The organism is Duganella violaceipulchra (genome assembly GCF_019166075.1).
GTDB classification, from domain to species: domain Bacteria; phylum Pseudomonadota; class Gammaproteobacteria; order Burkholderiales; family Burkholderiaceae_D; genus Rugamonas; species Rugamonas violaceipulchra.
Genome location: NZ_JAHTGR010000007.1, coordinates 11,461 through 33,226, shown reverse-complemented (window position 1 = coordinate 33,226; position 21,766 = coordinate 11,461). Strand labels below are relative to the sequence as shown.

Annotated in this window: 24 protein-coding genes; 13 read left to right on the top strand and 11 right to left on the bottom strand. The window is 64.1% G+C overall.

The genetic code is table 11. From position 1 onward, the window contains the following. The first annotated feature begins 43 nt into the window (after nt 1-43). Genes KVP70_RS14415 through KVP70_RS14405 form a run of 3 tightly spaced genes read left to right on the top strand, consistent with a single transcriptional unit; the run spans nt 44 to nt 3,880 of the window. Nucleotides 44-2,380, top strand: a complete 2,337-nt coding sequence (locus KVP70_RS14415; protein WP_217942927.1) for a TonB-dependent receptor — start codon at nt 44-46, stop codon at nt 2,378-2,380. Between the two features lie 40 nt (nt 2,381-2,420). After that, nucleotides 2,421-2,768 (top strand): arsenate reductase (glutaredoxin), encoded by a 348-nt coding sequence (arsC, locus tag KVP70_RS14410; RefSeq protein ID WP_217942926.1) that lies wholly within the window; start codon nt 2,421-2,423, stop codon nt 2,766-2,768. After that, nucleotides 2,732-3,880, top strand: a complete 1,149-nt coding sequence (locus KVP70_RS14405) for a hypothetical protein (protein WP_217942925.1) — start codon at nt 2,732-2,734, stop codon at nt 3,878-3,880. Before arsC ends, KVP70_RS14405 begins: the two co-directional genes overlap by 37 nt. A 43-nt stretch (nt 3,881-3,923) precedes the next feature. Here KVP70_RS14405 and ispB read toward each other — a convergent pair whose 3' ends face one another. Continuing rightward, entirely contained in the window at nt 3,924-4,913 is a 990-nt protein-coding gene (ispB, locus tag KVP70_RS14400; RefSeq protein WP_229224828.1) for an octaprenyl diphosphate synthase, read from the bottom strand. A gap of 294 nt (nt 4,914-5,207) precedes the next feature. Here ispB and rplU point away from each other — a divergent pair, with 294 nt between their 5' ends. The 4 genes from rplU to proB all read left to right on the top strand — a co-directional run bounded on the left by rplU (nt 5,208) and on the right by proB (nt 8,348). Further along, nucleotides 5,208-5,519: a 50S ribosomal protein L21 gene (gene rplU, locus KVP70_RS14395; RefSeq protein ID WP_008445658.1), complete on the top strand. Its 312-nt coding sequence runs from the start codon at nt 5,208-5,210 to the stop codon at nt 5,517-5,519. A gap of 39 nt (nt 5,520-5,558) precedes the next feature. Beyond that, a complete protein-coding gene (gene rpmA / locus KVP70_RS14390) occupies nt 5,559-5,816 on the top strand; it encodes a 50S ribosomal protein L27 (RefSeq protein WP_008445659.1) in 258 nt (85 codons plus the stop codon). A gap of 112 nt (nt 5,817-5,928) precedes the next feature. Beyond that, on the top strand, nt 5,929-7,038 hold the full coding sequence (obgE, locus tag KVP70_RS14385; protein WP_217942923.1) for a GTPase ObgE: 1,110 nt from the start codon (nt 5,929-5,931) through the stop codon (nt 7,036-7,038). 191 nt (nt 7,039-7,229) lie between these two features. Next, nucleotides 7,230-8,348 (top strand): glutamate 5-kinase, encoded by a 1,119-nt coding sequence (gene proB, locus KVP70_RS14380; RefSeq protein WP_217942922.1) that lies wholly within the window; start codon nt 7,230-7,232, stop codon nt 8,346-8,348. 104 nt (nt 8,349-8,452) lie between these two features. On the opposite strand, the gene nth is transcribed toward proB, so the two are convergent. The 7 genes from nth to fdxA all read right to left on the bottom strand — a co-directional run bounded on the left by nth (nt 8,453) and on the right by fdxA (nt 15,082). Further along, nucleotides 8,453-9,100 (bottom strand): endonuclease III, encoded by a 648-nt coding sequence (nth, locus tag KVP70_RS14375; RefSeq protein ID WP_217942921.1) that lies wholly within the window; start codon nt 9,098-9,100, stop codon nt 8,453-8,455. Continuing rightward, the gene (gene rsxB / locus KVP70_RS14370; protein WP_217942920.1) at nt 9,097-9,810 is read right to left on the bottom strand and encodes an electron transport complex subunit RsxB; all 714 of its coding nucleotides are present in this window, start codon (nt 9,808-9,810) and stop codon (nt 9,097-9,099) included. Before rsxB ends, nth begins: the two co-directional genes overlap by 4 nt. 34 nt (nt 9,811-9,844) lie before the next feature. Further along, complete coding sequence (locus KVP70_RS14365; protein WP_217942919.1) at nt 9,845-11,605, bottom strand: chloride channel protein; 1,761 nt, start codon at nt 11,603-11,605, stop codon at nt 9,845-9,847. Next, on the bottom strand, nt 11,598-12,029 hold the full coding sequence (locus tag KVP70_RS14360; protein ID WP_217942918.1) for a MarR family winged helix-turn-helix transcriptional regulator: 432 nt from the start codon (nt 12,027-12,029) through the stop codon (nt 11,598-11,600). Before KVP70_RS14360 ends, KVP70_RS14365 begins: the two co-directional genes overlap by 8 nt. Nucleotides 12,030-12,135: 106 nt before the next feature. Next, on the bottom strand, nt 12,136-13,371 hold the full coding sequence (locus KVP70_RS14355; protein ID WP_217942917.1) for a polyhydroxyalkanoate depolymerase: 1,236 nt from the start codon (nt 13,369-13,371) through the stop codon (nt 12,136-12,138). Between the two features lie 215 nt (nt 13,372-13,586). Beyond that, nucleotides 13,587-14,654, bottom strand: coding sequence for an NAD(P)/FAD-dependent oxidoreductase (locus tag KVP70_RS14350; RefSeq protein WP_217942916.1), 1,068 nt, complete (start codon nt 14,652-14,654; stop codon nt 13,587-13,589). A 104-nt stretch (nt 14,655-14,758) separates the two neighbouring features. Further along, a complete protein-coding gene (fdxA, locus tag KVP70_RS14345; RefSeq protein ID WP_008445669.1) occupies nt 14,759-15,082 on the bottom strand; it encodes a ferredoxin FdxA in 324 nt (107 codons plus the stop codon). 242 nt (nt 15,083-15,324) lie between these two features. Between fdxA and KVP70_RS14340 the strand changes: the two genes are divergently transcribed. Then, a complete protein-coding gene (locus KVP70_RS14340) occupies nt 15,325-15,606 on the top strand; it encodes a polyhydroxyalkanoic acid system family protein (protein WP_217942915.1) in 282 nt (93 codons plus the stop codon). Nucleotides 15,607-15,709: 103 nt separating this feature from the next. Here the strand turns inward: KVP70_RS14340 and KVP70_RS14335 are convergent, their stop codons facing one another. Continuing rightward, nucleotides 15,710-15,961 (bottom strand): acyl-CoA-binding protein, encoded by a 252-nt coding sequence (locus KVP70_RS14335; RefSeq protein ID WP_217942914.1) that lies wholly within the window; start codon nt 15,959-15,961, stop codon nt 15,710-15,712. Between the two features lie 185 nt (nt 15,962-16,146). Next, the gene (locus KVP70_RS14330; protein WP_328595527.1) at nt 16,147-16,452 is read right to left on the bottom strand and encodes an HU family DNA-binding protein; all 306 of its coding nucleotides are present in this window, start codon (nt 16,450-16,452) and stop codon (nt 16,147-16,149) included. Between the two features lie 186 nt (nt 16,453-16,638). Here KVP70_RS14330 and KVP70_RS14325 point away from each other — a divergent pair, with 186 nt between their 5' ends. Beyond that, nucleotides 16,639-17,418, top strand: coding sequence for a hypothetical protein (locus KVP70_RS14325; RefSeq protein ID WP_217942913.1), 780 nt, complete (start codon nt 16,639-16,641; stop codon nt 17,416-17,418). A gap of 9 nt (nt 17,419-17,427) precedes the next feature. Here the strand turns inward: KVP70_RS14325 and KVP70_RS14320 are convergent, their stop codons facing one another. Beyond that, nucleotides 17,428-17,784: an FKBP-type peptidyl-prolyl cis-trans isomerase gene (locus KVP70_RS14320; protein WP_217942912.1), complete on the bottom strand. Its 357-nt coding sequence runs from the start codon at nt 17,782-17,784 to the stop codon at nt 17,428-17,430. 140 nt (nt 17,785-17,924) lie between these two features. Between KVP70_RS14320 and KVP70_RS14315 the strand changes: the two genes are divergently transcribed. From KVP70_RS14315 to KVP70_RS14300, 4 genes are read left to right on the top strand one after another with little or no spacing between them, the layout of a single operon-like run. Next, on the top strand, nt 17,925-18,896 hold the full coding sequence (locus tag KVP70_RS14315; protein ID WP_217942911.1) for a YVTN family beta-propeller repeat protein: 972 nt from the start codon (nt 17,925-17,927) through the stop codon (nt 18,894-18,896). Next, nucleotides 18,896-19,948 (top strand): polysaccharide deacetylase family protein, encoded by a 1,053-nt coding sequence (locus KVP70_RS14310; RefSeq protein WP_217942910.1) that lies wholly within the window; start codon nt 18,896-18,898, stop codon nt 19,946-19,948. Before KVP70_RS14315 ends, KVP70_RS14310 begins: the two co-directional genes overlap by 1 nt. Further along, the gene (locus KVP70_RS14305; protein WP_217942909.1) at nt 19,945-20,934 is read left to right on the top strand and encodes a sterol desaturase family protein; all 990 of its coding nucleotides are present in this window, start codon (nt 19,945-19,947) and stop codon (nt 20,932-20,934) included. Before KVP70_RS14310 ends, KVP70_RS14305 begins: the two co-directional genes overlap by 4 nt. Next, nucleotides 20,934-21,764, top strand: coding sequence for an EI24 domain-containing protein (locus KVP70_RS14300; RefSeq protein WP_217942908.1), 831 nt, complete (start codon nt 20,934-20,936; stop codon nt 21,762-21,764). Before KVP70_RS14305 ends, KVP70_RS14300 begins: the two co-directional genes overlap by 1 nt. Nucleotides 21,765-21,766 lie beyond the last annotated feature (2 nt).

Sequence of the window (21,766 nt, the reverse complement as noted above, 5' to 3'; positions counted from 1 at the left end):
ATTATTTTAGGGCGGCGCCCTCACTGACATGGGAAGGTCTAGCATGAAGATACGGCAAAAGATGATGTGCAGCGCGGTGGCTGCTGCGATGGCGGCGATGGCGGGCCCGGCTTGGGCACAGGTCAAGCCGTCCGACGAGATCGAAGTGGTCAAGGTGACCGCGCAAAAGCGCAAGGAAGATCCGGCCAAGGTGGCGATGAGCATCACCGCCGTCACCGGCGCCCAGCTCCAGGCCGAGCACGTGAACGACTTCACCGACCTGACACGCGTGGTGCCCAATATTTCCTTCACCGCCGCCAGCGGCAACGGCGGCGCCGGTCCCGGCACCGAGAACATCGAGATCCGCGGCATCAGCTCGACGGCTGGCGCGGCCACGGTCGGCATCTACCTGGGCGATGTCTCCATCACCGTCGGCAACGTCTACACCATGGGTACGGTCGAGCCGAAGTTCTTCGACATCGACCGCGTCGAAGTGCTGCGCGGGCCGCAGGCCACCTTGTACGGCGCCAGCTCGATGGGCGGCACCATCAAGTTCGTGCCGAACGAGCCGGACCTGAAGGAGCGCGAGTTCACCACCTACGGCGAGCTGTCCAACACCAGGGGCGGCAGCGGCAACTACGCGGCCAATATGGTGGCCAACTTCCCGCTGATCCAGGACGAACTGGCGCTGCGCATCGGCGTGCAGGCCCAGCATACGGGCGGCTACATCAACCAGGTCGATGGCGACGGCAATGTCCTGGCCAGCAACATCAACAAGCTCAGCGACCAGGAAATGCGGGTCGCGCTGAAGTGGAAGCCGATCCGTTCGGTGACGATCACACCGTCGGTCTACTATCAGAAGGTGGATGCGAAAGACATCGCCGCCTTCAACCTGGACCGGCCTTTCTACCAGGCGCAGAAGCAGGTGCGCGAACCGTCCAAGGATACGCTGCTGACGCCCAGCGTGACCGTCAACTGGGACCTGGGCGCGATGGACCTGACCTCGGCCACCAGCTACTTCGAGCGCAAGTTCGACCGCACGCAGAACGGCTCGGCCTACAACAGTTATTCGCTGTCGACCTTCCTGACCTCGACCGAGGACGGCGGCAAGGCGCCGCCGGAACTGATCGCGGCCATTGCCGGCCTGCCGTCGGCGGTCTACCTGAACAACCAGGTGCGCCAGGTGTCGCAGGAATTCCGCCTCGCTTCGCGGCCGTATGATGCCAGCGTGTCGCCGTGGACCTGGCTGGCCGGGACTTACTTCTCCAACCAGCACACCAACATCATCGAGAACGATCCGATCTTCGGCGTGACCGACACCTTCAAGAGCTTCGGCTTCGATATCGCCGATCCGGACCTGCTGCCGGATGCGCGGCCCGGCCAGTTCCCGAACGATAACTCGTTCGCCGGCGCCTTCCACTTCCGCGAGAAGCAAAGCTCGATCTTCGGCGAGGTCAACTACTACTTCACGCCGACCGTGCACGCCACCGTGGGCGCGCGCTACCTGAAGGCCGATTCCACGCTGGATCAGCGCAACGGCAACTACCTGGCCGGCGCCGGCAACAACAGCAGCGCCAGTTCCTCGTCCAAGGCCTTCACGCCGAAGTACGCGCTGACGTGGGAAGTCAATCCGACCAACACCGTCTACACCAGCGTGGCCAAGGGCTTTCGTCTGGGCGGCAACAACATCTACGTGCCGCCGACCACCTGCTCGCAGGATCTGGAAGCGAACGGCCTGACCAAGGGCCCGGATGCGTATTCGTCCGACAGCCTGTGGAGCTACGAGGTGGGCAGCAAGTCGCGCTTCCTCAACAACCGCGTCACGCTCAACGCCGACGTGTTCTACGTGAAGTGGAAGAACATCCAGCAGGGCGTCTACCTGCCGACCTGCGCCTACACCTACAACGCCAACGCCGGCGACGCCACCAGCAAGGGCTTCGAATTCGACATCAAGGCCAAGCCGCTGCCGGGCCTGACCTTGACCGCTTCGGCCGGCTACGTGAAGGCCGAGCTGTCCAACGACGAGGGCTCGCGCAACGGCGTGGTCGGCGCGGTGGCCGGTGCGCAGGTGCAGGGTGTGCCGAAATATAACGCCGCCTTCAATGCCACCTACAACTTCGCGGCGTTCGGCGACAAGAGCGCCTACGTGATGGGCGGCATGCAGTGGGTGGGCGCCAGCAAGGGCTCGCTCAATCCGGCGCAGACCGACTACCAGCGGCCGGCCTACCACAGCACCGACTTCAGCGCCGGCATGTCCTTCGACCGCTACAACGTCAGCGTGTTCGTCAAGAACGCCTTCGATACCGACACGGTGATCCAGCATCCGCAGGTGGCGTCCATCGTGCAAGGCTACCGGCTGGCGCCGCGCAGCATAGGCGTGAGCGTGGCGGCGAAGTTTTAAGCGATAATGCTGCCTTTGAATTCCACGCAAAGGTAGCATCATGAGCATCACGATTTATCACAACAACGCCTGCGGCACCTCGCGCAAGACGCTGGAAGCGATACGCGCCACCGGCGTCGAGCCGGAGATCGTCGACTACGTGAAGAGCCCGCCGTCGCGCGAGGCGCTGAAGAAGATGATCGCCAAGGCCGGCCTGATCGCGCGCGGCGCCATGCGCGACAAGGGCGAGCTGTACGACGAACTGGGCCTGGCCGACGCCGCGCTGTCCGACGACGCGCTGCTGGACGCAATGATGGCCCATCCCATCCTGATCAACCGCCCGTTCGTGGTGACCGACAAAGGCGTGCGCCTGTGCCGTCCATCCGAGCTGGTGCTGGAACTGCTGTAGCCATGCGGCCGCTGCGCTGGTTATGCGGGCTGCTGCTGGCCGCCACGATCGGCGCGGCGCAGTTCGCGCATGCGGTGTCGATCCCGGCAGGCTGGGACCTGACGTTCAAGGCCCAGCGGGCGGAGGCGCCGCCGATCCGCAGCGGCTGGAACGACACCTTCAATCTGTATCAGAAGATCGACAAGCGCGGCTGGCAGATGCGCTATCTGTTGCAGCAGGTGCCGCTCGATAGCCTGGACGCGGCCGTCTTCGTGCAGGGCGACTTTCGCCGGCACGGCCTGTTTGTGCAGGGCGAGCGCGCCTATCTGATGCTGGAGCGCGGTTATGCGTCGTTCGATGTGCGACCGGTCAACGCCGACGACGCGCGCCGCCTGATCCGCCGCTACGCCGAGCACGACGGCCCGACGACGACGAACAACCTGGCCTCCATGGACGCCATCCATTGCACGTCCAAGGTTGCCAGGTCCGTGGTCAGTCTGCTGGTCGATGGCAAGCCCCGGCAGTATTGGCTGTCGGGCGCGGACTACTGTGAAATACCGGTCGATCTGCTGGCGCCGGTCAAAGAGATGATGTGCGGTGGCCACTGCTACGCCAACAAGATGGTCGACCGTTGGGCGGCGACGCTGGAGCGCGATGTCCAGACCCTGCCGGCCACCGGCCCGGTGACCGGCGCGGCGCCGGGCGATGCCCGCACCGGCCTGACTTCGCGGGCGCCGGTGCTGCGGGACGCGGCCGCCGTATTGCGCGATGGCGGCACGCCGGAAGCCATGTGCTACCAGCTCAATCAGCTGCTGGACCTGCCGTCGCCCACGCGGAGGGGGGAGGGACGCGATTACAGGGATAGCGACGACGCTGAGATCACCGCCGCCATGCTGGCGCTGCTGGGGCGGCTCGACGCGACGTGCGCCTACAGGACCGGATCGCCGATGCTGCACGTACTGGTGCGCCGCAGCCCGGTTGCCGTGATCGAGCTGGCGCTGCAGCGCGGTTTTCCGGTGAACCAGATCGCTGACCACACGCCGCTCGACGATGCGATTTTTGAGAAGCGCGAGGACGTCCAACAAATCCTCAGGCGTGCCGGCGGCGTGCAGCACACCACGGCCGGCAAGTAGGCGCGACCACAAACAACAACGGCGCCCGAGGCGCCGTTGTTGTTTAATGCGTGCGGTGGACCGAGAAGTGGGCCAGCTGCAGCAGCGATTCCTTGTAGACGCTGTCGGGCAGGTCGGCGATCGCGGCGGCGGCGCGTTCGGCCGCCGTCACCGCCTGCTGGCGCGTGTAGTCCAGCGCGCCGCTGGTGGTGATCGCCGCCAGGATGGTGTCGAAGTGCTGCTCGTCGCCCTGTTCGATGCAGCTGCGCACCAGCTCGCGCTGTTCCGGCGTGCCGTTTTCCATCAGGTAGATCAGCGGCAGCGTCGGCTTGCCTTCGCGCAGGTCGTCGCCGACGTTCTTGCCGATCTCGTTGGCGTCGCCGGCGTAGTCCAGCACGTCGTCGATCAGCTGGAAGGCCGTGCCCAGCGAGCGGCCGTATTCGCCGGCTGCGTCGATCTGCGCGTCGTTGCAGCCGGAGATCAGCGCGCCCAGCTCGGCCGCCGCCTCGAACAGCTTGGCCGTCTTGGAGCGGATCACTTGCAGATAGCGTTCCTGGCTGACGTCCGGGTCGTGCATGTTGAGCAGCTGCAGCACTTCGCCCTCGGCGATGACGTTGGTGGCGTCGGACAGGATCTGCATCACGCGCATATTGTTCAGGCCGACCATCATCTGGAAGGCGCGCGAATACAGGAAGTCGCCCACCAGCACCGAGGCGGCGTTGCCGAACAGGGCGTTGGCGGTGGCGCGGCCGCGGCGCAGCGACGATTCGTCGACCACGTCGTCGTGCAGCAGCGTGGCGGTGTGGATGAACTCCACCACGGCGGCCAGTTCGTGGTGCGCCTTGCCTTGGTATGCATAAGCGTTGGCCACCAGCAGGACCAGCACCGGCCGGATGCGTTTGCCGCCGGCACTGATGATGTATTCAGCAATCTGATTGACGAGACTGACCTCGGAATGCAGTTTCTGGCGGATCACCGTGTTGACCGCGTCCATGTCGGCGGCGATCGTGTGGGCGATATTGTTTTGAGTGGCGTTTTGGGTAGCGGCAGACAAGGCGAACCTGTGCGGTAGACTATGGGTGCCGCGATTATACGTCATGCCCCAGCCGAGAGGGGCCTTGGCCCCTGTTCATGGCAACATGTTTGCCAATTATGTAACGCATCGGCCACTGCGCGGCGGCGGCAAAATTGTCGACATACCACGCCAGCTGGCATTTGTGAATAGTTTTTGACGCGAAATCCCATCCCATGTATAATCAGCGGTTCCCCGGTTTCCATGCCTGCCTCGCAAGGGTCTTGTTAGGACTCCGGACGAAATTTTCTTAAACATTTGATGAGGTTTCAAATCATGTACGCGGTCATAAAAACCGGTGGCAAACAATACAAAGTTGTCGCTGGCGAAAAACTTAAAGTAGAACAGATACCGGCAGACATTGGTTCCGAACTCACCATCGATCAGGTCCTCGCCGTTGGCGAAGGCGAAAGCATCAAATTTGGTGCTCCTCTGGTTGAGGGTGCAAAGGTACTGGTTACTGTTGTGGCACACGGTCGTCACGATAAAGTGAAGATTTTCAAGATGCGTCGTCGTAAGCACTACCAGAAGCATCAAGGCCATCGCCAAAATTACACCGAAATCCAAATCGTATCGATCAACGGCTAATCGCCGTTTGCCCGAGAATTAGTATCCAAGGAGTCTTAAATGGCACACAAAAAAGGCGGCGGCACAACGCGAAATGGTCGTGACTCAGAATCAAAGCGCCTCGGCGTTAAGGTTTATGGCGGTCAATCGATCAATGCTGGTGGCATCATCATTCGTCAACGCGGCACGCCAGTGCGCGCCGGCGAAGGTGTTGGCATGGGCAAAGACCACACCCTGTTCGCTCTGGTGGACGGCAAGGTCAAGTTCGTAGTCAAGGGCGAAGGTTCGAAGCAATTCGTTACCGTAGTCCCAGCGTAAATAACGCTACCAGCCCGGTGCGCTAGCCGCACGGGTTGTTTTGTAAGGCGCAAGCCTTCAATCGAAAGGCTCTGCCCACGGTAGAGCCTTTTTAGTTTTATGGTGGTGCATCATGAAGTTTATCGACGAAGCAAAAATTGAAGTAATCGGTGGTGACGGCGGCAATGGTTGCGCCTCGTTTTGCCGTGAAAAATTCCGCCCGTTCGGCGGCCCTGACGGCGGCGACGGCGGCAAGGGTGGCTCGATCTGGGCCGTAGCGGACCGTAACATCAATACCTTGGTCGATTTCCGCTTCTCGAAAGTCCACCGCGGTAAAGACGGCGAATCCGGCCGTGGCGCCGATTGCTACGGCAAGGGCGCGGACGACATCCACCTGCGCATGCCGGTCGGCACCCTGATCATCGACGATCTGTCGGGCGAAATCCTGGCCGATCTGACCGAACACGGCCAGATCGAACTGCTGGCCAAGGGCGGCGAGGGCGGCTGGGGCAACATCCACTTCAAGACCTCGACCAACCGCGCCCCGCGTCAAAAGACCGAAGGCAAGGAAGGCGAACGCCGCGACATCCGTCTGGAACTGAAGGTACTGGCCGACGTTGGCCTGCTGGGCATGCCGAACGCCGGCAAGTCGACCTTTATTTCGGCCGTATCGAACGCGCGTCCAAAAATTGCCGATTACCCGTTCACCACCCTGCACCCGAACCTGGGCGTGGTGCGCGTGTCGCACGAGAAGAGCTTTGTGATCGCCGATATTCCCGGCTTGATCGAAGGCGCTTCCGAAGGCGCCGGCCTGGGCCACCAGTTCCTGCGTCACCTGCAGCGCACCGGCCTGCTGCTGCACATCGTCGACCTGGCGCCGTTTGAAACCGACATCGATCCGGTCAAGGAAGCCAAGGCCCTGGTCAACGAACTGAAAAAGTACGACGAAGCGCTGGTCGACAAGCCGCGCTGGCTGGTGTTGAACAAGCTCGACATGGTGCCGGAAGAAGAGCGCGTCAAGCGCGTCAAGGACTTCGTCAAGAAGTTCGGCTTCAAGGGCCCGGTGTTCGAGATCTCCGCGCTGAGCCACGACGGCACGCAGGAGCTGGTCAACGCCATCCAGAAGCACCTGGAAGCGAAGCGCCACAGCGAGCAGCGCGCGGAAGAAACCCAGATGACGGAAGAGGCGCGCGGCATCTCCTCCATCGATCCGGACGATCCACGCTTCAAGATCCTCGACTAATCCTCTGCATTACCGGCATAATCAGTTATCAGCTGATTATGCCTTTCCATCTCGGCGCCCGTCCTGCCACCGCAGGGCCGGCGACTGTTAGCGGCAAAGCAGGGCAACCCGCCCACCACAATCACAGCACTGAACGTTCCAGGCCCCTGGCCGGAGATTTGTCGTCCGTTTGTTTTGAGAGTTGTCGCGTCATGAATTCTGTCATCCAAAAAGCTACCCGCATCATCATCAAGGTCGGCTCGTCGCTGGTCACCAACGACGGCCGTGGGCTGGACCACGCCGCCATCACGCGCTGGGCCGCGCAGATCGCCGGCCTGCGGGCCCTGGGCAAGGAAGTGGTGCTGGTCTCTTCCGGCGCCATCGCCGAAGGCATGCTGCGGCTGGGCTTCGAGCAGCGCCCCACCGACATCCACGAATTGCAGGCCTGCGCCGCCGTTGGCCAGATGGGCCTGGCGCAGATCTACGAAACCAGCTTTCGCGCGCACCAGCTGGGCACGGCGCAAGTGCTGCTGACGCACGCCGACCTGGCCGACCGCGAGCGCTACCTGAACGCCCGCTCGACCCTGACCACCTTGCTGCGCCTGGGCGTGGTGCCGATCATCAACGAGAACGACACCGTCGTCACCGACGAGATCAAGTTCGGCGACAACGACACGCTGGGGGCGCTGGTGGCCAACCTGATCGAGGCCGACGCGCTGATCATCCTGACCGACCAGCAAGGCCTGTTCAGCGCCGATCCGCGCAAGGACCCGGCGGCGGTGCTGATCCAGCAAGGCCGGGCCGGCGACCTGGCATTGGAAGCGATGGCGGGCGGCGCCGGCAGCAGCCTGGGGCGCGGCGGCATGCTGACCAAGATCCTGGCGGCCAAGCGCGCCGCCAAGTCGGGCGCGCACACGGTGATCGCCTACGGCCGCGAGGACAATGTGCTGGGGCGTCTGGCCGGCGGTGAAGCCATCGGCACCGAGCTGGCGGCGCAGACCGGCCACCTGACGGCGCGCAAGCAGTGGATGGCCGATCACCTGCACACGGCGGGCCAGGTGGTGCTGGATGCGGGCGCGGTGCAAAAGCTGAGCAAGGAAGGCAAATCGCTGCTGCCGATCGGCGTGGTGGAAGTGAAGGGCGAGTTCGGGCGCGGCGCGGTCATCACCTGCATCGGCGCGGATGGCGTGCCGGTGGCGCGCGGCCTGTCGAACTACACCAGCGCCGAAACGCGCCGCATCATGCGCAAGCCATCGAGCGAGATCGAAGCCATCCTGGGCTTCGTCGAAGGCCAGGAACTGATCCACCGCGACAACCTCGTGCTGGTTTAAAAACAAAAAACATGGGGGTCAAGTCTGACATTCGGACACGGGCTCCGCCGTAAGCGCATGCTACGGCGGAGCCCGTGTCCGAATGTCAGACTTGACCCCGGTGTTTAGATGCCGTCTGGGGCGGGCGTCTTGCTGCGGTAGTCGCACAGGTCTTGCTGCATGCAGTTCCAGCATTCGGGCTTGCGCGCCTTGCAGGTGTAGCGGCCGTGCAGGATCAGCCAGTGGTGGGCGTCCTGCAGAAACTCCTTCGGCACGAATTTCAACAGCTTCTGTTCGACGATGTCGACGTTCTTGCCCGGCGCCAGGCCGGTGCGGTTGGCGACACGGAAGATGTGCGTGTCCACCGCCATCGTCGGTTCGCCAAACGCTGTGTTCATCACCACGTTGGCGGTCTTGCGGCCCACGCCCGGCAGGGCTTCCAGCGATGCGCGGTCGCGCGGCACTGCGCCGCCGTGCAGCTCCACCAGCATCCGGCAGGTCGACATGACGTTCCTGGCCTTGGTCTTGTACAGGCCAATGGTCTGGATGTAGGTCTTCAATTCCTCTTCGCCCAGGTCCAGTATGGCCTGCGGCGTGTTGGCCACCGGGTATAGCTTGCGCGTGGCCTTGTTGACGCCGACGTCGGTCGCCTGCGCCGACAGCAGCACGGCGATCAGCAGTTCAAACGGCGTCGTATAGGCAAGTTCGGTTTCAGGCTTGGGATTGGCGGCGCGGAAGCGCACGAACATTTCGTAGCGTTTGGCTGGATTCATTCTTGTTTTGACTGTTCTATTTTTTTCAGGCGCGCGCGTTCCATGGCGGCGGCGATGATGGCGCGCTTGCGTTCCTTCTCGGCCTCGCCGGCGGCGTCGGCCGGATCGAGCGCATGCACCGCCGCCATCTTGGCTTGGGCCTTGGCGGCCAGCCGGGCGTCGTTCTCGTCCTTGTCGCGCTGCAGGCGCAGAGCGCGGAAGTCGTGCCGCTCACGTGCGGCGTCGGCGTCGGCCTGGCGCCAGGCGGCCCAGCCGGTGGTCTCGGTGACCGGGTACATGACGATGCAGTCGACCGGGCAGGGGGCGACGCACAAATCGCAACCGGTGCACAGCTCGGGCACGACGGTGTGCATCAGCTTGGCCGCGCCGACGATGGCGTCCACCGGACAGGCCTGGATGCACAGCGTGCAGCCGATGCACAGCGACGCGTCGATATAAGCCACCGCGCGCGGCCGCTCCAGGCCGTTGACGGGATTGAGCGGAATGACCTTGCGGCCCGTCACCGACGACAGGCGCGCGATGCCTTCGGCGCCGCCGGGCGGGCACTGGTTGATCTCCGCCGCGCCGGCGGCGATCGCCTCCGCATACGGACGGCAGCCGTCATAGCCGCATTTGGTGCATTGCGTTTGCGGCAGGACGTCTTCGATGCGGTCGGCTAAGGTGGTGGGGGCGGTGGGCTGCACGGCGAACTCATTGCGATAAAACGTCATTATCCGATATCTGCACCGCGCGGCGCCAAAAACCTTAGTCGGGACGCGGTTTAGCCGGCCACACGCGGCGCACGGTCTGCCGCTGCAGCTCCTCGGCGTGCAGGCTCAGCGCCGGCTTGATCAAGTCGCTGCGGCTGACGATGCCGATCAGCCGGCGCGTGTGCGCGTCGCCGACCACCGGCAGGCGTTCCAGCTGGTGCACCGCCAGCCGCGTCGCCAGCGCGCGGCAGGTCTCGTCGGCCAGCGCGAAGATCGGCACGTTCACGCCGAACAGATCGCCCACGCAGACGGCGCCGGCGGCGCGCTCGCTGGCCAGGCCGGCGCGGTCCAGCATGCCGAGCAGGGCGCCGTCGCGCGTGACCGGGAAGGCGCGGTGGCGCTGCTGCGCGCCGAAGTGCGTCAGCAGCACCTCGGCCACCGGCAGCCGCGCGTCGATGCTGGCCGGCGCTGCCGTCATGACTTCGGCCACGCTGTGGCGCTCCATCGGATCGATGCCGTATTCGCGGTAGATGTGGTGGCCGCGGCGGGCGATCTTCTCGGTCAGGATGGAGCGGTGCATGGTGAGCACCGTGAACGCGTAGGCCACGGTCGACGTGGCCAGCACCGGCAGCAGGGCGTTGACGTCGTGCGTCAGCTCGAACGCGAACACCACCGCCATCACCGGCGCGCGCATCATGCCGCCCAGGGTGGCGGCCATGAACACCAGCGGCCACACGGCCGGCGCACCGCCGGGCAGGTAGGGCCCGAGCAGCGCGCCCAGTCCGGCGCCCAGCATCAGCAGCGGCGCCAGCACGCCGCCGGAGGTGCCCGAGCCCAGCGCCAGCAGCCAGATCACGGCCTTGACGATCAACAGGCCGGCGATGGCGCTGGCGGCCAGGTGGTTGTTGAGCAGGTCGGCGATGACGTCGTAGCCCACGCCCAGCGCGCGCGGCTGGAAGTAGCCGCCGATGCCGACCGCCAGCCCGCCCAGCGCCGGCCACCACATCCAGTGCAGCGGCAGCTTGTGGAAGCCGTCCTCGACGCGGTACAGCGCGGTCGACAGCAGCCAGGCCAGCGCGCCGCACAGCACGCCTCCGATCAGGCAGGACAGCAGCGCCGACGGCGGCAGCGCCTCGGTATGCAACGGAAACAGCGGTCCGCTATCGAGCAGCAGCGGCCGCAGAAAACCCGCCACCGCGCACGCCACAGCCACCGGCGCCAGGCTGCGCGGACGCAGTTCGAACAGCAGCAGCTCCACCGCCAGCAGCAGCGCGGCGATCGGCGTGCCGAAGATGGCCGTCATGCCGGCCACGGCGCCGGCCACCAGCAGCGTCTTGCGCTCGGCGCCGCTGAGGTGGAAATGCTGGGCGATCAGTGAGCCGACCGCGCCGCCGGTCATGATGATGGGGCCCTCGGCGCCGAACGGGCCGCCGCTGCCGATGGCGATGCCCGAGGCCAGCGGCTTGAGCACGGCCACCCTGGGCGACATGGTGCTGCTCTTGAACAGGATGGCCTCGATCGCTTCCGGTATGCCGTGGCCGCGGATCTGCTCCGAGCCGTAGCGCGCGATCAGGCCGATGACCAGGCCGCCGAACACCGGCACCGCGATGACCCAGGCGCCCAGCGTGTGCGTGGCCGGCGAGGTGAACGCGGTGGATAGCCGCTGGAAGAAGAACAGGTTGGTGAAGAAATTGATCGCGTGCAGCAGCAGGTCGGCGGTCAAGGTGCTGAGCGCGCCCACCACGGCGGCGATGGCGGCGATCAACAGCAGCCGCGAACTGCCGTCGAAATCGCGGCGGGCATCGTATTTATTCATGTTGGTCGTCCAGGCTCAGTTTAGGGATGGTGAAGACGCCGTCCAGCGACAGCAGTTCGGTGCGGTGCTGCTCGGCCAGCTGGCTGAGCATCGCTTCCCCGTCCGGCAGCAGGTGGACTTCGACCCGGCGGCGGTCGCTGCTGCTGTGGCGGCGTTCGACCAGGCCGGCGGCCTCGCAGCGCGACACCAGCGCCACCACGCCGTGCGGCTTGGCTTGCAGGCGCTCGGCCAGCTCGCCGACGGTGGCCCAGTCGCGGCCGGGATAGCCCTTGATGTGCAGCAGCAGCAGGTATTGCAGCGGCGTGATGCCCTTGGCCTGCACCACGTCTTCGGAAAAGCGCTCGAAGCGCCGCATCTGGTAGCGGAATTCGGACAGCGCGGCAAAGTCGGACTTGGCCAGCGGCGGAGGGGAGCGTGAGGGCATGGTGCGGGTGCCGAGTGTGAAAGCGCGTAATATATCACGACATGATATATTTTACCGAGGCAAAAAAAATCCCCGACTAAGCGGGGATCTGGCGGGACTGCGGCGTTTAGCCGTGTTTCTTGATGAAGTCGGTGATCTTCGGGCACACCATTTCGCGCCAGCGGCGGCCGGAGAAGATGCCGTAGTGGCCGGCGCCCGGCGCCACGAAGTCCTGCTGCATCTCGGCCGGGATGCCGGAGCACAGGTCGTGCGCGGCCTGGGTCTGGCCGGCGCCGGAGATGTCGTCCAACTCGCCTTCGACGGTGAACAGCGCCACCGTGGTGATGTCCTGCGGACGCACCTGCTTGCCGCCAACCATCCACGTACCCATGGGCAGCGCGAAGTCCTGGAACACGGTCTTGATGGTGTCCAGGTAGTACTCGGCCGGCATGTCCAGCACGGCGTTGTACTCGTCGTAGAACTTGCGGTGGCTGTCGGCCGGCTCGTCGTCGCCCTCGACCAGGTGCATGTAGAACTCGCGGTGGCTCTGCGCGTGGCGGCCAGGATTCATGGCGATGAAGCCGGCGTGCTGCAGGAAGCCCGGATAGACCTTGCGGCCGAAGCCAGGATAGTTCGGCGGCACCGCGTAGATCACGGTGTTTTCAAACCACGAGAATTTCTTTTCGGTGGCCAGGTTGTTGACCTGCGTCGGCGAGCGGCGCGGGTCGATCGGGCCGCCCATCATGGTCATGGTCTTCGGCAGCTTTGGGTCCTTGGCGCTGGCCATCAGCGCAATCGCCGCCAGCACCGGCACGGTCGGCTGGCAGACGGAAATCACGTGCACGTCCGGGCCCAGCTGGCGAATGAAGTCCTGCACGTAGAAAATGTAGTCGTCCAGGTGGAACGCGCCTTCCGACAGCGGCACCATGCGGGCGTCGGTCCAGTCGGTGATGAAGACGTCGTGGTCATGCAACAGGCCGCGCACGGTGTCGCGCAGCAGCGTCGAGTGGTGGCCGGACAGTGGCGCCACCAGCAGCACGGTCGGCTGCTTCAGGGCCTTGGTCTGCTTGGCGTCCAGGTCTTTCTTGAAGTGGATCAGGCGGCAGAAGGCCTTGTTGGTCACCACTTCTTCGATGATGCCGATGGTCTGGCCGTTGACCTCGGTGCTGTCGATTTCAAACGCCGGCTTCTCGTAGTCCTTGCCCAGCCGGTACATCAGCTCGTAGCCGGCGGCGATGCGCTGCGAAAACGGCGTGTGCGCCAGTGGCGACACCGGATTGGTGAACATCTTGGACGAGGCGTCGGCCCACTGCATCAGCGGGGTCAGGAACGAGCGGTGCATTTCGTGCAGGTGGTAGAGCATAATTATTCCTGGGGTCAAGAGCTTGGTGCGATGCACCAATACCTTACATCATAAGCCAAATTATAGAATAATTGTTTGTGACGTAAAGCATTCCAAAGTACCGTCGGGCAAGCCTACGTAGTATCCACAATGCGGCCGTGGTCAAATAATAATACCGCCGAACCAAGAAAAAAAGCAGCGTTTCCGCTGCTTTTGTGTAGGACACTTGCTTATGCCTAGTCGAAGACCGGGGTTTCGACACCCAGCACCTTGTGCAATTTAGGCGACGTGGTGGTGTATTGCATGTGGATCTTCTTGTCCGGGAAGATGTACGGCGCGGCGCCGAAGGCGGCCAGCGCGGCTTCGTGGAAGCCCGACAGGATCAGTTTTTTCTTGCCCGGATAGGTGTTGATGTCGCCCACCGCGAAGATGCCCGGCACGTTGGTCTCGAATTTCTCGGTGTTTTGCACCTTCAGCTGGCGGCGCTCGATGTCCAGGCCCCATTCGGCGATCGGACCCAGCTTCGGCGACAGGCCGAAGAACACCAGCAGCATGTCCAGCGGCACGCGGCGGGTCACGCCGTCGGCGCCGGTCACTTTCAGCTGCGACAGCTTGCCGTTGTCGTCGGCTTCGTAGCCGGTGGCCTGGCCGATGATCAGCTGCATTTCGTATTCATCGCACAAGGCTTTCATCTTGGCGACCGAGGCTGGCGCGGCGCGGAAATCTTCGCGGCGGTGCAGCAAAACCACCGATTCGGCCTTGCCGACGAAGTTCAGCGCCCAGTCCAGCGCCGAGTCGCCGCCGCCACAGATGATCAGGTTCTTGCCTACGAACTGGGCAGGGTCCTTGACCTTGTAGTGCAATTGCGAACCTTCGAACACTTCGATGCCGTCCACTTTCAGCGTGCGGGCCTGGAACGAACCGACGCCGGCGGCGATGAAGATGGTCTTGGTGATGAAGGCGGTGCCGGCGCTGGTCTCGACGTCGAAGCGGCCGTCGTCGCGGCGCGCGACCTTGGTCACTTCCTGGCCCAGGTGGAAGGTCGGCTCGAACGGCTCGATCTGCTTGAGCAGGTTGTCGGTCAGTTCCTGGCCGGTGCACGATGGCACGGCCGGGATGTCGTAGATCGGCTTGTCCGGGTACAGTTCCACGCACTGTCCTCCCACCGCGCCCAGCGAATCGATCACGTGGGCTTTGATTTCCAGCAGGCCGAGTTCGAAGACCTGGAACAGGCCGACCGGGCCGGCGCCGATGATGACGGCATCGGCTTCGATGACGCCAGGGGAGGTGACAGTGCTATTCATACGTGGTTTCCTGTTATTTCAGTAATGGTTAGGCAACACTGGGCTGCGCGGCGGCTGTTGCCAGCGTTCGCGGAAGGCGCGGGCTGCCTCGCCAGACGGGCGTCTTAGCGTACCAGCAGGTGCAGTTTTTCTTTGACGTCCTTGAACTGGTCCGCTTCCGGCAGTGGCGGGATGGTCTTGGTAATCGAAGGCCAGTTGCGGGCGAGGTCGACGTTAATCTTGATGAATTGCTGCTGGTCGCCAGGCACGTCTTCTTCGGCGAAGATCGCGTTGACCGGGCATTCAGCCACGCACACGGCGCAGTCGATGCACTCGTCAGGGTCGATCGCGAGGAAGTTCGGGCCTTGGCGGAAACAATCTACCGGGCAAACATCGACGCAGTCCGTATAGCGGCAGCTGATGCAAGATTCGGTGACAACGTGGGTCATAACAGTCCTATCAATGTTGGTGTGCAGCGGCGTCGGCGGCGGTGGGATGGCCCGGCTAACCTCAGCAAAGCACTGTATTTTAAGGTAATTCGCTATTTCTCACAAATTGCGCTTATATACAATACCTATAAGCAAATGCGTTGCGGTGCGCGTGGGGAGGCCGCCGGGCCCGGCGCGGCCGGGCTGGCGCGGCGGCGGCGCAACTGGCATCATGGCGCCTTTTCACTCATAGAGGATGGCGGATGGCTGATATCAACATCGTCCAGGCGCACCACCTGGCGCTGGAACCGGCCCGCGCGGCCGCCCAGCAAGTGGCCGACAAGCTGGCCGAGCAATTTGATCTGGAATGTGTCTGGGATGGCGATGTGCTGCGTTTCGAGCGCAGCGGCGTCAGCGGATCGCTGAGCTTGTTGCCGGAAGAGGCGCGCCTGCATATCGCGCTGGGTTTCCTGTTCAGCGCGTTTTCGGCGCAGATCGAGGCCAAGGTGGCCGACAAGATGCGGCGCGTGTTCACCGTCGCATAAAGAAAAGCAACCCGGGGTCAAGTCTGACATTCGGACACGAGCTCTGCTGTAGCGTTGCATACAGCAGAGCTCGTGTCCGAATGTCAGACTTGACCCCGTGGTGTTATTTCAGACCTTCGATCAGGTCGATGTACTGTTGTTTCGCTTGGTCCAGCGAGGTGCCTTGCAGCGCGGCCCAGGCGTCGAACTTGGCGCGGCCGACGAAGTCGGTCATGCCGGGACGGTCGCCGCTGGCGTCGCCCGCCGAACCCTGCTTGAACAGCGCGTAGATCTTCAGCAGCGTCATGTTGTCCGGACGCTCAGGCAGGTTCTTCGAATCGAGCTGGGCTTGCGCGAATTGCTCTTCTAAACTCATCACTTCTCCTCGGGTAGGTGGGGTAGCCGCCATCATACCCGCAGCCGCCGCCAAAACCGCTAGAGGGTCTCCTCAAAAACAGAACGGCGGACAGGCCGGTCCGTAGACCTGGCATGTACCGCCGTTTCCGGTGCCCTGGCGGGCACTGGCACCGCGCCGCGAACGCCGCGTGCCGGAGCGCCTGCTTACTTCTTCTTCGTCGGGTTGACTGCCGACTTCAGGGTCGCGCCAGCCGAGAATTTTGGAGTTTTCGACGCAGCGATCTTGATCGCTTCGCCGGTTGCAGGATTGCGGCCTTTACGAGCAGCGCGTTTCGCTACGGAGAAGGTGCCGAAGCCGGTGATGCCTACCGTGTCGCCTTTTTTCAGACGCTCGGTGATGATGGCGATCAGAGTATTCACTGCACCGTTGGCGGCAGCAGCGGACACTTCAGTGCGTTTCGCAAATTCTGCAATCAATTCGCCTTTTTTCATTACTACCTCCTTGGTTATTAGAGCGCGCAGATTAGCATAAATATTGTCAAATGTAATGGTTTCTGTACGAAGTAGCCCTTACAGTAGCTGCCGCGCCACGCTGCACTGCAATAAAACCCCCGTGTTTACAGGCGCTACGCGGTGCGCGCGGACCCGCATCGCGCTGCAAAAAGGTTTATGATGGGACGATCCGGGACAGGAATCATGACCTTTTCAGACGAGACTTTGATCGCATATGCCGACGGCGAACTGGACGACGCCCTGCGTCTGGCCATCGAGTCTGCCATGCGCCGCGACAGCAGCATCGCCCGCCGCGTGGCCCGCCTGCGCGCCGCGCGCGACGAGGTGTATGCCGAGCAGGCGCCGTCCGGCGTCGAGCTCGGTTCCCATCCGCGCCACGCCAAGGTGGTGCAGCTGGCGGCGGTGCGCGCGCAGCGCGCCGCGCAGCAGCAGGCCGCGCGCAAGGCGGCCAGGCATCAATGGGGCTGGCTGGAATGGAGCGCGCTGGCGCTGGTCATGGTGCTGGGCCTGGCGGCCGGCAAATTCGGCCTGGCGCGCTGGCAGCCGGGCTGGTTCAGCGAACCGGCCGTGGCGCCGACCACCGTCGCCAGCCGCAACGGCATGCTGGTCGCGCAGGGCCGCCTGGCCAACGCGCTGAGCCAGCAGATGGGCGGCGCCGCGCCGTCGGAAGGCGAGGTGCGGGTGGGCCTGAGTTTTCTGTCGAACGAGGGCGGGTACTGCCGCAGCTTCACGCTGGTGGGCCTGAGCCAGGATCTGGTGGGGATCGCCTGCCGGGTCGGCGACGAGTGGCGCATCCCGGTGCTGGTGCAGAATGCGCGGCCGCTGCCGGCGCCAGGCGCTTACGGCCTGGGCGGCACCGACATGCCGACGGCGCTGCTGGAAGCGATCGACCAGCGCATCGTCGGCGGCATGCTCGACACGCGAGCGGAGCTGGAAGCCTTACGCCGCAACTGGCAGCGCTAGCGAACGCAATTAAACGCCCAGCAGTTCCACATCAAAAATCAGCGTGGCGTTGGGCGGGATCACGCCGCCGGCGCCGCGCGAGCCGTAGCCCAGTTCGGCAGGGATGATCAGCTGGCGCAGGCCGCCGATCTTCATGCCTTGCACGCCTTCATCCCAACCGCGGATGACCATGCCGGCGCCCAGGGCGAACTCGAATGGATCGTTGCGGTCTTTGCTGGAGTCGAATTTGGCGCCCTTGGTGCCGTCGTCGTTGCGCAGCCAGCCGGTGTAGTGCACGGTGACGTTCTGGCCGGCTTTGGCGACGTCGCCTTCGCCTTCGGTCAGTTCGATGTATTGCAGGCCGGAGTCGGTGGTGATCGTGGTCATGATTTTCCTTCTGTGGAGTCGTTAAAGATAGCCCCGAATTGTAGCAGGGCGCCCGCGGCAAGGAATAATTGCGGCTTTTGCCTCGTCCCGGCGCGGTTTGCACGTAAAATAAACGTTTTGCTCTTTCAAGCGATTTTTACATGCTCCGTAGTTTCCGTCGTATCGTGCTTTCCTGTGTCTGCGCCGTCACTGCCCTCGGCAGCGCGCAGGCCAACGTAGTGGTTGTACTGAACTCGCGCGACGCCACTGTGCAGCTGCTGGACCAGAACACGTACAAAGACCTGTCCACCTTCCCGGTCGGCAAAGAGCCGCACCACCTGATGTCGACCCCGGATAACAAATCCCTGATCGTGGCCAGCTCGGTAGGCAACGAACTGATCTTCCTCGATCCGAAAAGCGGCCAGGTCCAGCGCACCATCAAGGACATCCTCGACCCCTACCAGATCGGCTTCTCGCCGGACCAGAAGTGGTTCGTGTCGAACTCGCTGCGCCTGGACCGCGTCGACCTCTACAAATACGACGGCGCCAGCCTGACCCTGGCCAAGCGCATCCCGCTGGCCAAGCTGCCCAGCCACATGGCCTTCAACGCCGCCAGCAATATGGTGTTCATCACCCAGCAGGGCAGCGACCAGATCAGCGCCATCGACCTCTCCACGCAGACGCTGAAGTGGACCATGTCGGTCGGCAAGCTGCCGGCCGGTATCGCCATGACGCCGGACGACAAGTACCTGCTGGTCGGCATCATGGGCGGCGACTACGTCGAAGTGATCGACTGGAAAACCCAGAAGACGGTCAAACGCATCAAGACCGGCCAGGGCGCGCACAACTTCCGCTCGGCCGGCGACGGCCGCTACACCTATGTGTCGAACCGGGTGTCGAACTCGATTAACATCATCGACCAGAAGACGCTGGAAAACGTCGGCCAGATCAATGTTCCCGGCGGCCCGGACTGCATGGAGATCACCGCCGACGGCAAGACCATGTGGGTCACGCTACGCTGGATCAAGAAAGTGGCCGTGATCGACGTCGCCAGCCGCAAGGTGACCAAGCTGATCCCGGTGGGACGCTCGCCGCACGGCGTGTTCTTCTTCAACTCGGCCCAGCGCATGTAATGAGAGCCGCCACCGCCCTGACTTTGCTGGCGCTGGCGGCTACGCCGGCGGCGCAGGCCGCCGACAGCGCCAAGGCTGCCAACGCGAGCAATAGCGACGCGCGCGAGCTCAACGACGCCGCCCGCGCCGCCAACGCCCATGCCCGCGGCCTCAACGGACCGGCGCGGCGCGCGGCCGAAGCCAAGGCGGCCGGCATCGCCGCCGCGGCCGCCGCTGCAGGCACGGCGGCGCCAGCGGCCACGGTAGCTTCGGCGGCGTCGGCGATGGCCATGGCGTCCGTCGCGGCCGGCGCCGGCGCCAAGCCGCAGGCGGCCCTGCTGCGCCACAGCGCCTGCAAGGGCACCATCTACCTGACTTTCGACACCGGCAGCCAGTCCCAGGCCGCGCTGATCGCCGACACGCTGAACCGCCACCAGATCAAGGCCACCTTCTTCCTGGCCAACGAGAAAACCGTCAACGGCGATTACTCGCTGGACCCGTCGTGGTCGGCCTACTGGAAGGCGCGCGTGGCCGAAGGACATGTGATCGGTTCGCACACCTTCGACCACGACGTGCTGGTCAAGGACGGCGCCGACGGCGCCATCCAGGTCAAGCCCGGTTTCGGCGCGCATGCCGGCAAGCTGCAGTCCTTGACGCCGGCGCAGTATTGCGAGGAAATCAAACGCGTCGACCAGCGCTTCGTCGAACTGACCGGCAAGCACCTCGATCCGATCTGGCGCGCGCCGGCCGGCCGCACCTCGCCGCGCACCCTGGCGGCGGCGCAGGCCTGCGGCTACGCGCACGTGGGCTGGGCGCCGGCCGGTTTCGCCGGCGACGAGCTCTCCAGCACGGCCCACCCGAACGCGGTACTGTTGCAGAAGTCCCTGCGCGAGCTGCGCGACGGCGACATCTTCATCGCCCACATGGGCATCTGGTCGCGCAAGGATGCGTGGGCGCCGGCCAACCTGGAGCCGCTGATCAGCGGCCTGGAGCAGAAGGGCTATTGCTTCGCCACGCTGCGCGAGCACCCCGACTATCTTTCACAGTTCAAGCCGAATGTGAAACACCCATGATGCAATTATTTTCCGACTGGCTGGGCGTGGCCCAAGGCTGGTTGTTCGAGACGGTGATACAGCCGCTGGTGTTCCAGCTCGGCTTCGGCGAATTCATCGAGGAAGCCTTCGAGGGCACCGAGTGGCTGCTGATCGGCGTGCTGGAGCTGTTGCTGCTGTTCCTAGTGCTGCGTCCGCTGGAGGCGCTGATCCCGGTGCACAAGTTCACCGATCCGCGCGCCCGCCGCACCGACTTCCTGTACACCGTGCTGCACCGCATCGGCCTGTTCCCGGTGCTGATTTTCTTCACGCTCGATCCGCTGATGGACAGCGTGGCGGCGATGCTGCGCTTCGAGAGCTTCCAGCCGCTCAACCTCGAATCGCTGTGGCCGGCTCAGTTGCCCCCCCTTGGGCCGCTGGGCGGCTTCCTGGTCTACTTCGTGGTGCTGGACTTCTTCGATTACTGGTACCACCGCGCCTCGCACCAGTTCAACTGGTGGTGGGGCCTGCACGGCCTGCACCACAGCCAGCAGAACATGAACCTGTGGAGCGACAACCGCAACCACCTGCTCGACGACCTGCTGCGCGACGTCTACATGGGCGTGATCGCGCTGTGCATCGGCGTCGAGCCGGCGCAGTATGTGATGCTGGTGTCGGTGTCGCGCATCCTGCAAAGCCTGCAGCACGCCAACGTGCGCATCCACTTCGGCCGCGTCGGCGAATGGCTGCTGGTGTCGCCGCGCTACCACCGCATGCACCACGCGATCGGCGTCGGCCACACGCTGGGCGGCTGCAATTTCGCCGTGCTGCTGCCGGTCTGGGATATCATTTTCCGCACCGCCAATTTCACGCCGCAGTTCGTCGCCACCGGCATCCGCGACCAGCTGCCGCGCACCGATCCACATGGCGTCGTCACGCCGGGCCGCGAATACGGCAAGGGCTTCTGGGCGCAGCAATGGCTGGGCCTCAAACGCATGGTTGAATACGCACGCAAGGATGCAGTCTGATGAGCTATGTAATCCGTTCCTGGGGCCGCGCCTTCCTGTCGCAATGGCATGGCAGGATGCTGGCGATGAGCCTGGCGCCGTTCCTGCTGGCGGTCGGCGTGTGGGCCGTGGCGCTGTATTTCTGCCTGCAACCGCTGATCGATTACGTGCATGCGCAATTCGCCGAACACAATCTGTTCGCGCCGGCCGGCAACCTGCTCGCCTCGCTGGGTCTGGCCTTCCTGACGACCGTGATGCCGCCGCTGATCGCCATGCTGCTGTTCCTGCCGCTGATGATCTTGACCGCGCTGATCTTCATCGGCGTGATCGCGATGCCGCTGATCGGCCGCCACGTCGGCCTGCGCCACTATCCGCAGCTGGAGCAGCGCAAGGGCGGCAGCCTGGTCGGCAGCGCCGTCACCGCGCTGGGCGGCATGGCGATCTTCATCGGCCTGTGGATACTGACCCTGCCGCTGTACTTCTTCCCGCCGCTGGCCATCCTCGTGCAGGCGCTGCTGTGGGGCTGGCTGACCTGCCGCGTGATGGTGTACGACGCCCTGGCCGACTACGCCACGCCCGAGGAACGGCGCCAGATCCTGGCCGAACACCGCTGGCGCTTGATGGCGATCGGCGTGATCTCCGGCGCGGCCGGCGCCTTGCCGGGCGCGATCTGGCTGGGCGGCGCCGGCGCCATCATGACGGTGGTGCTGTTTCCTGTCCTGGCGGCGGCGTCGATCTGGCTGTACGTGCTGATTTTTATCTTCACCGGCTTGTGGTTTGCGTATTATTGTCTCGATGCGCTGGCGCGCCTGCGCGCCCAGGCCGCCGCTCCGGCGGACATCACCCTTTAAAG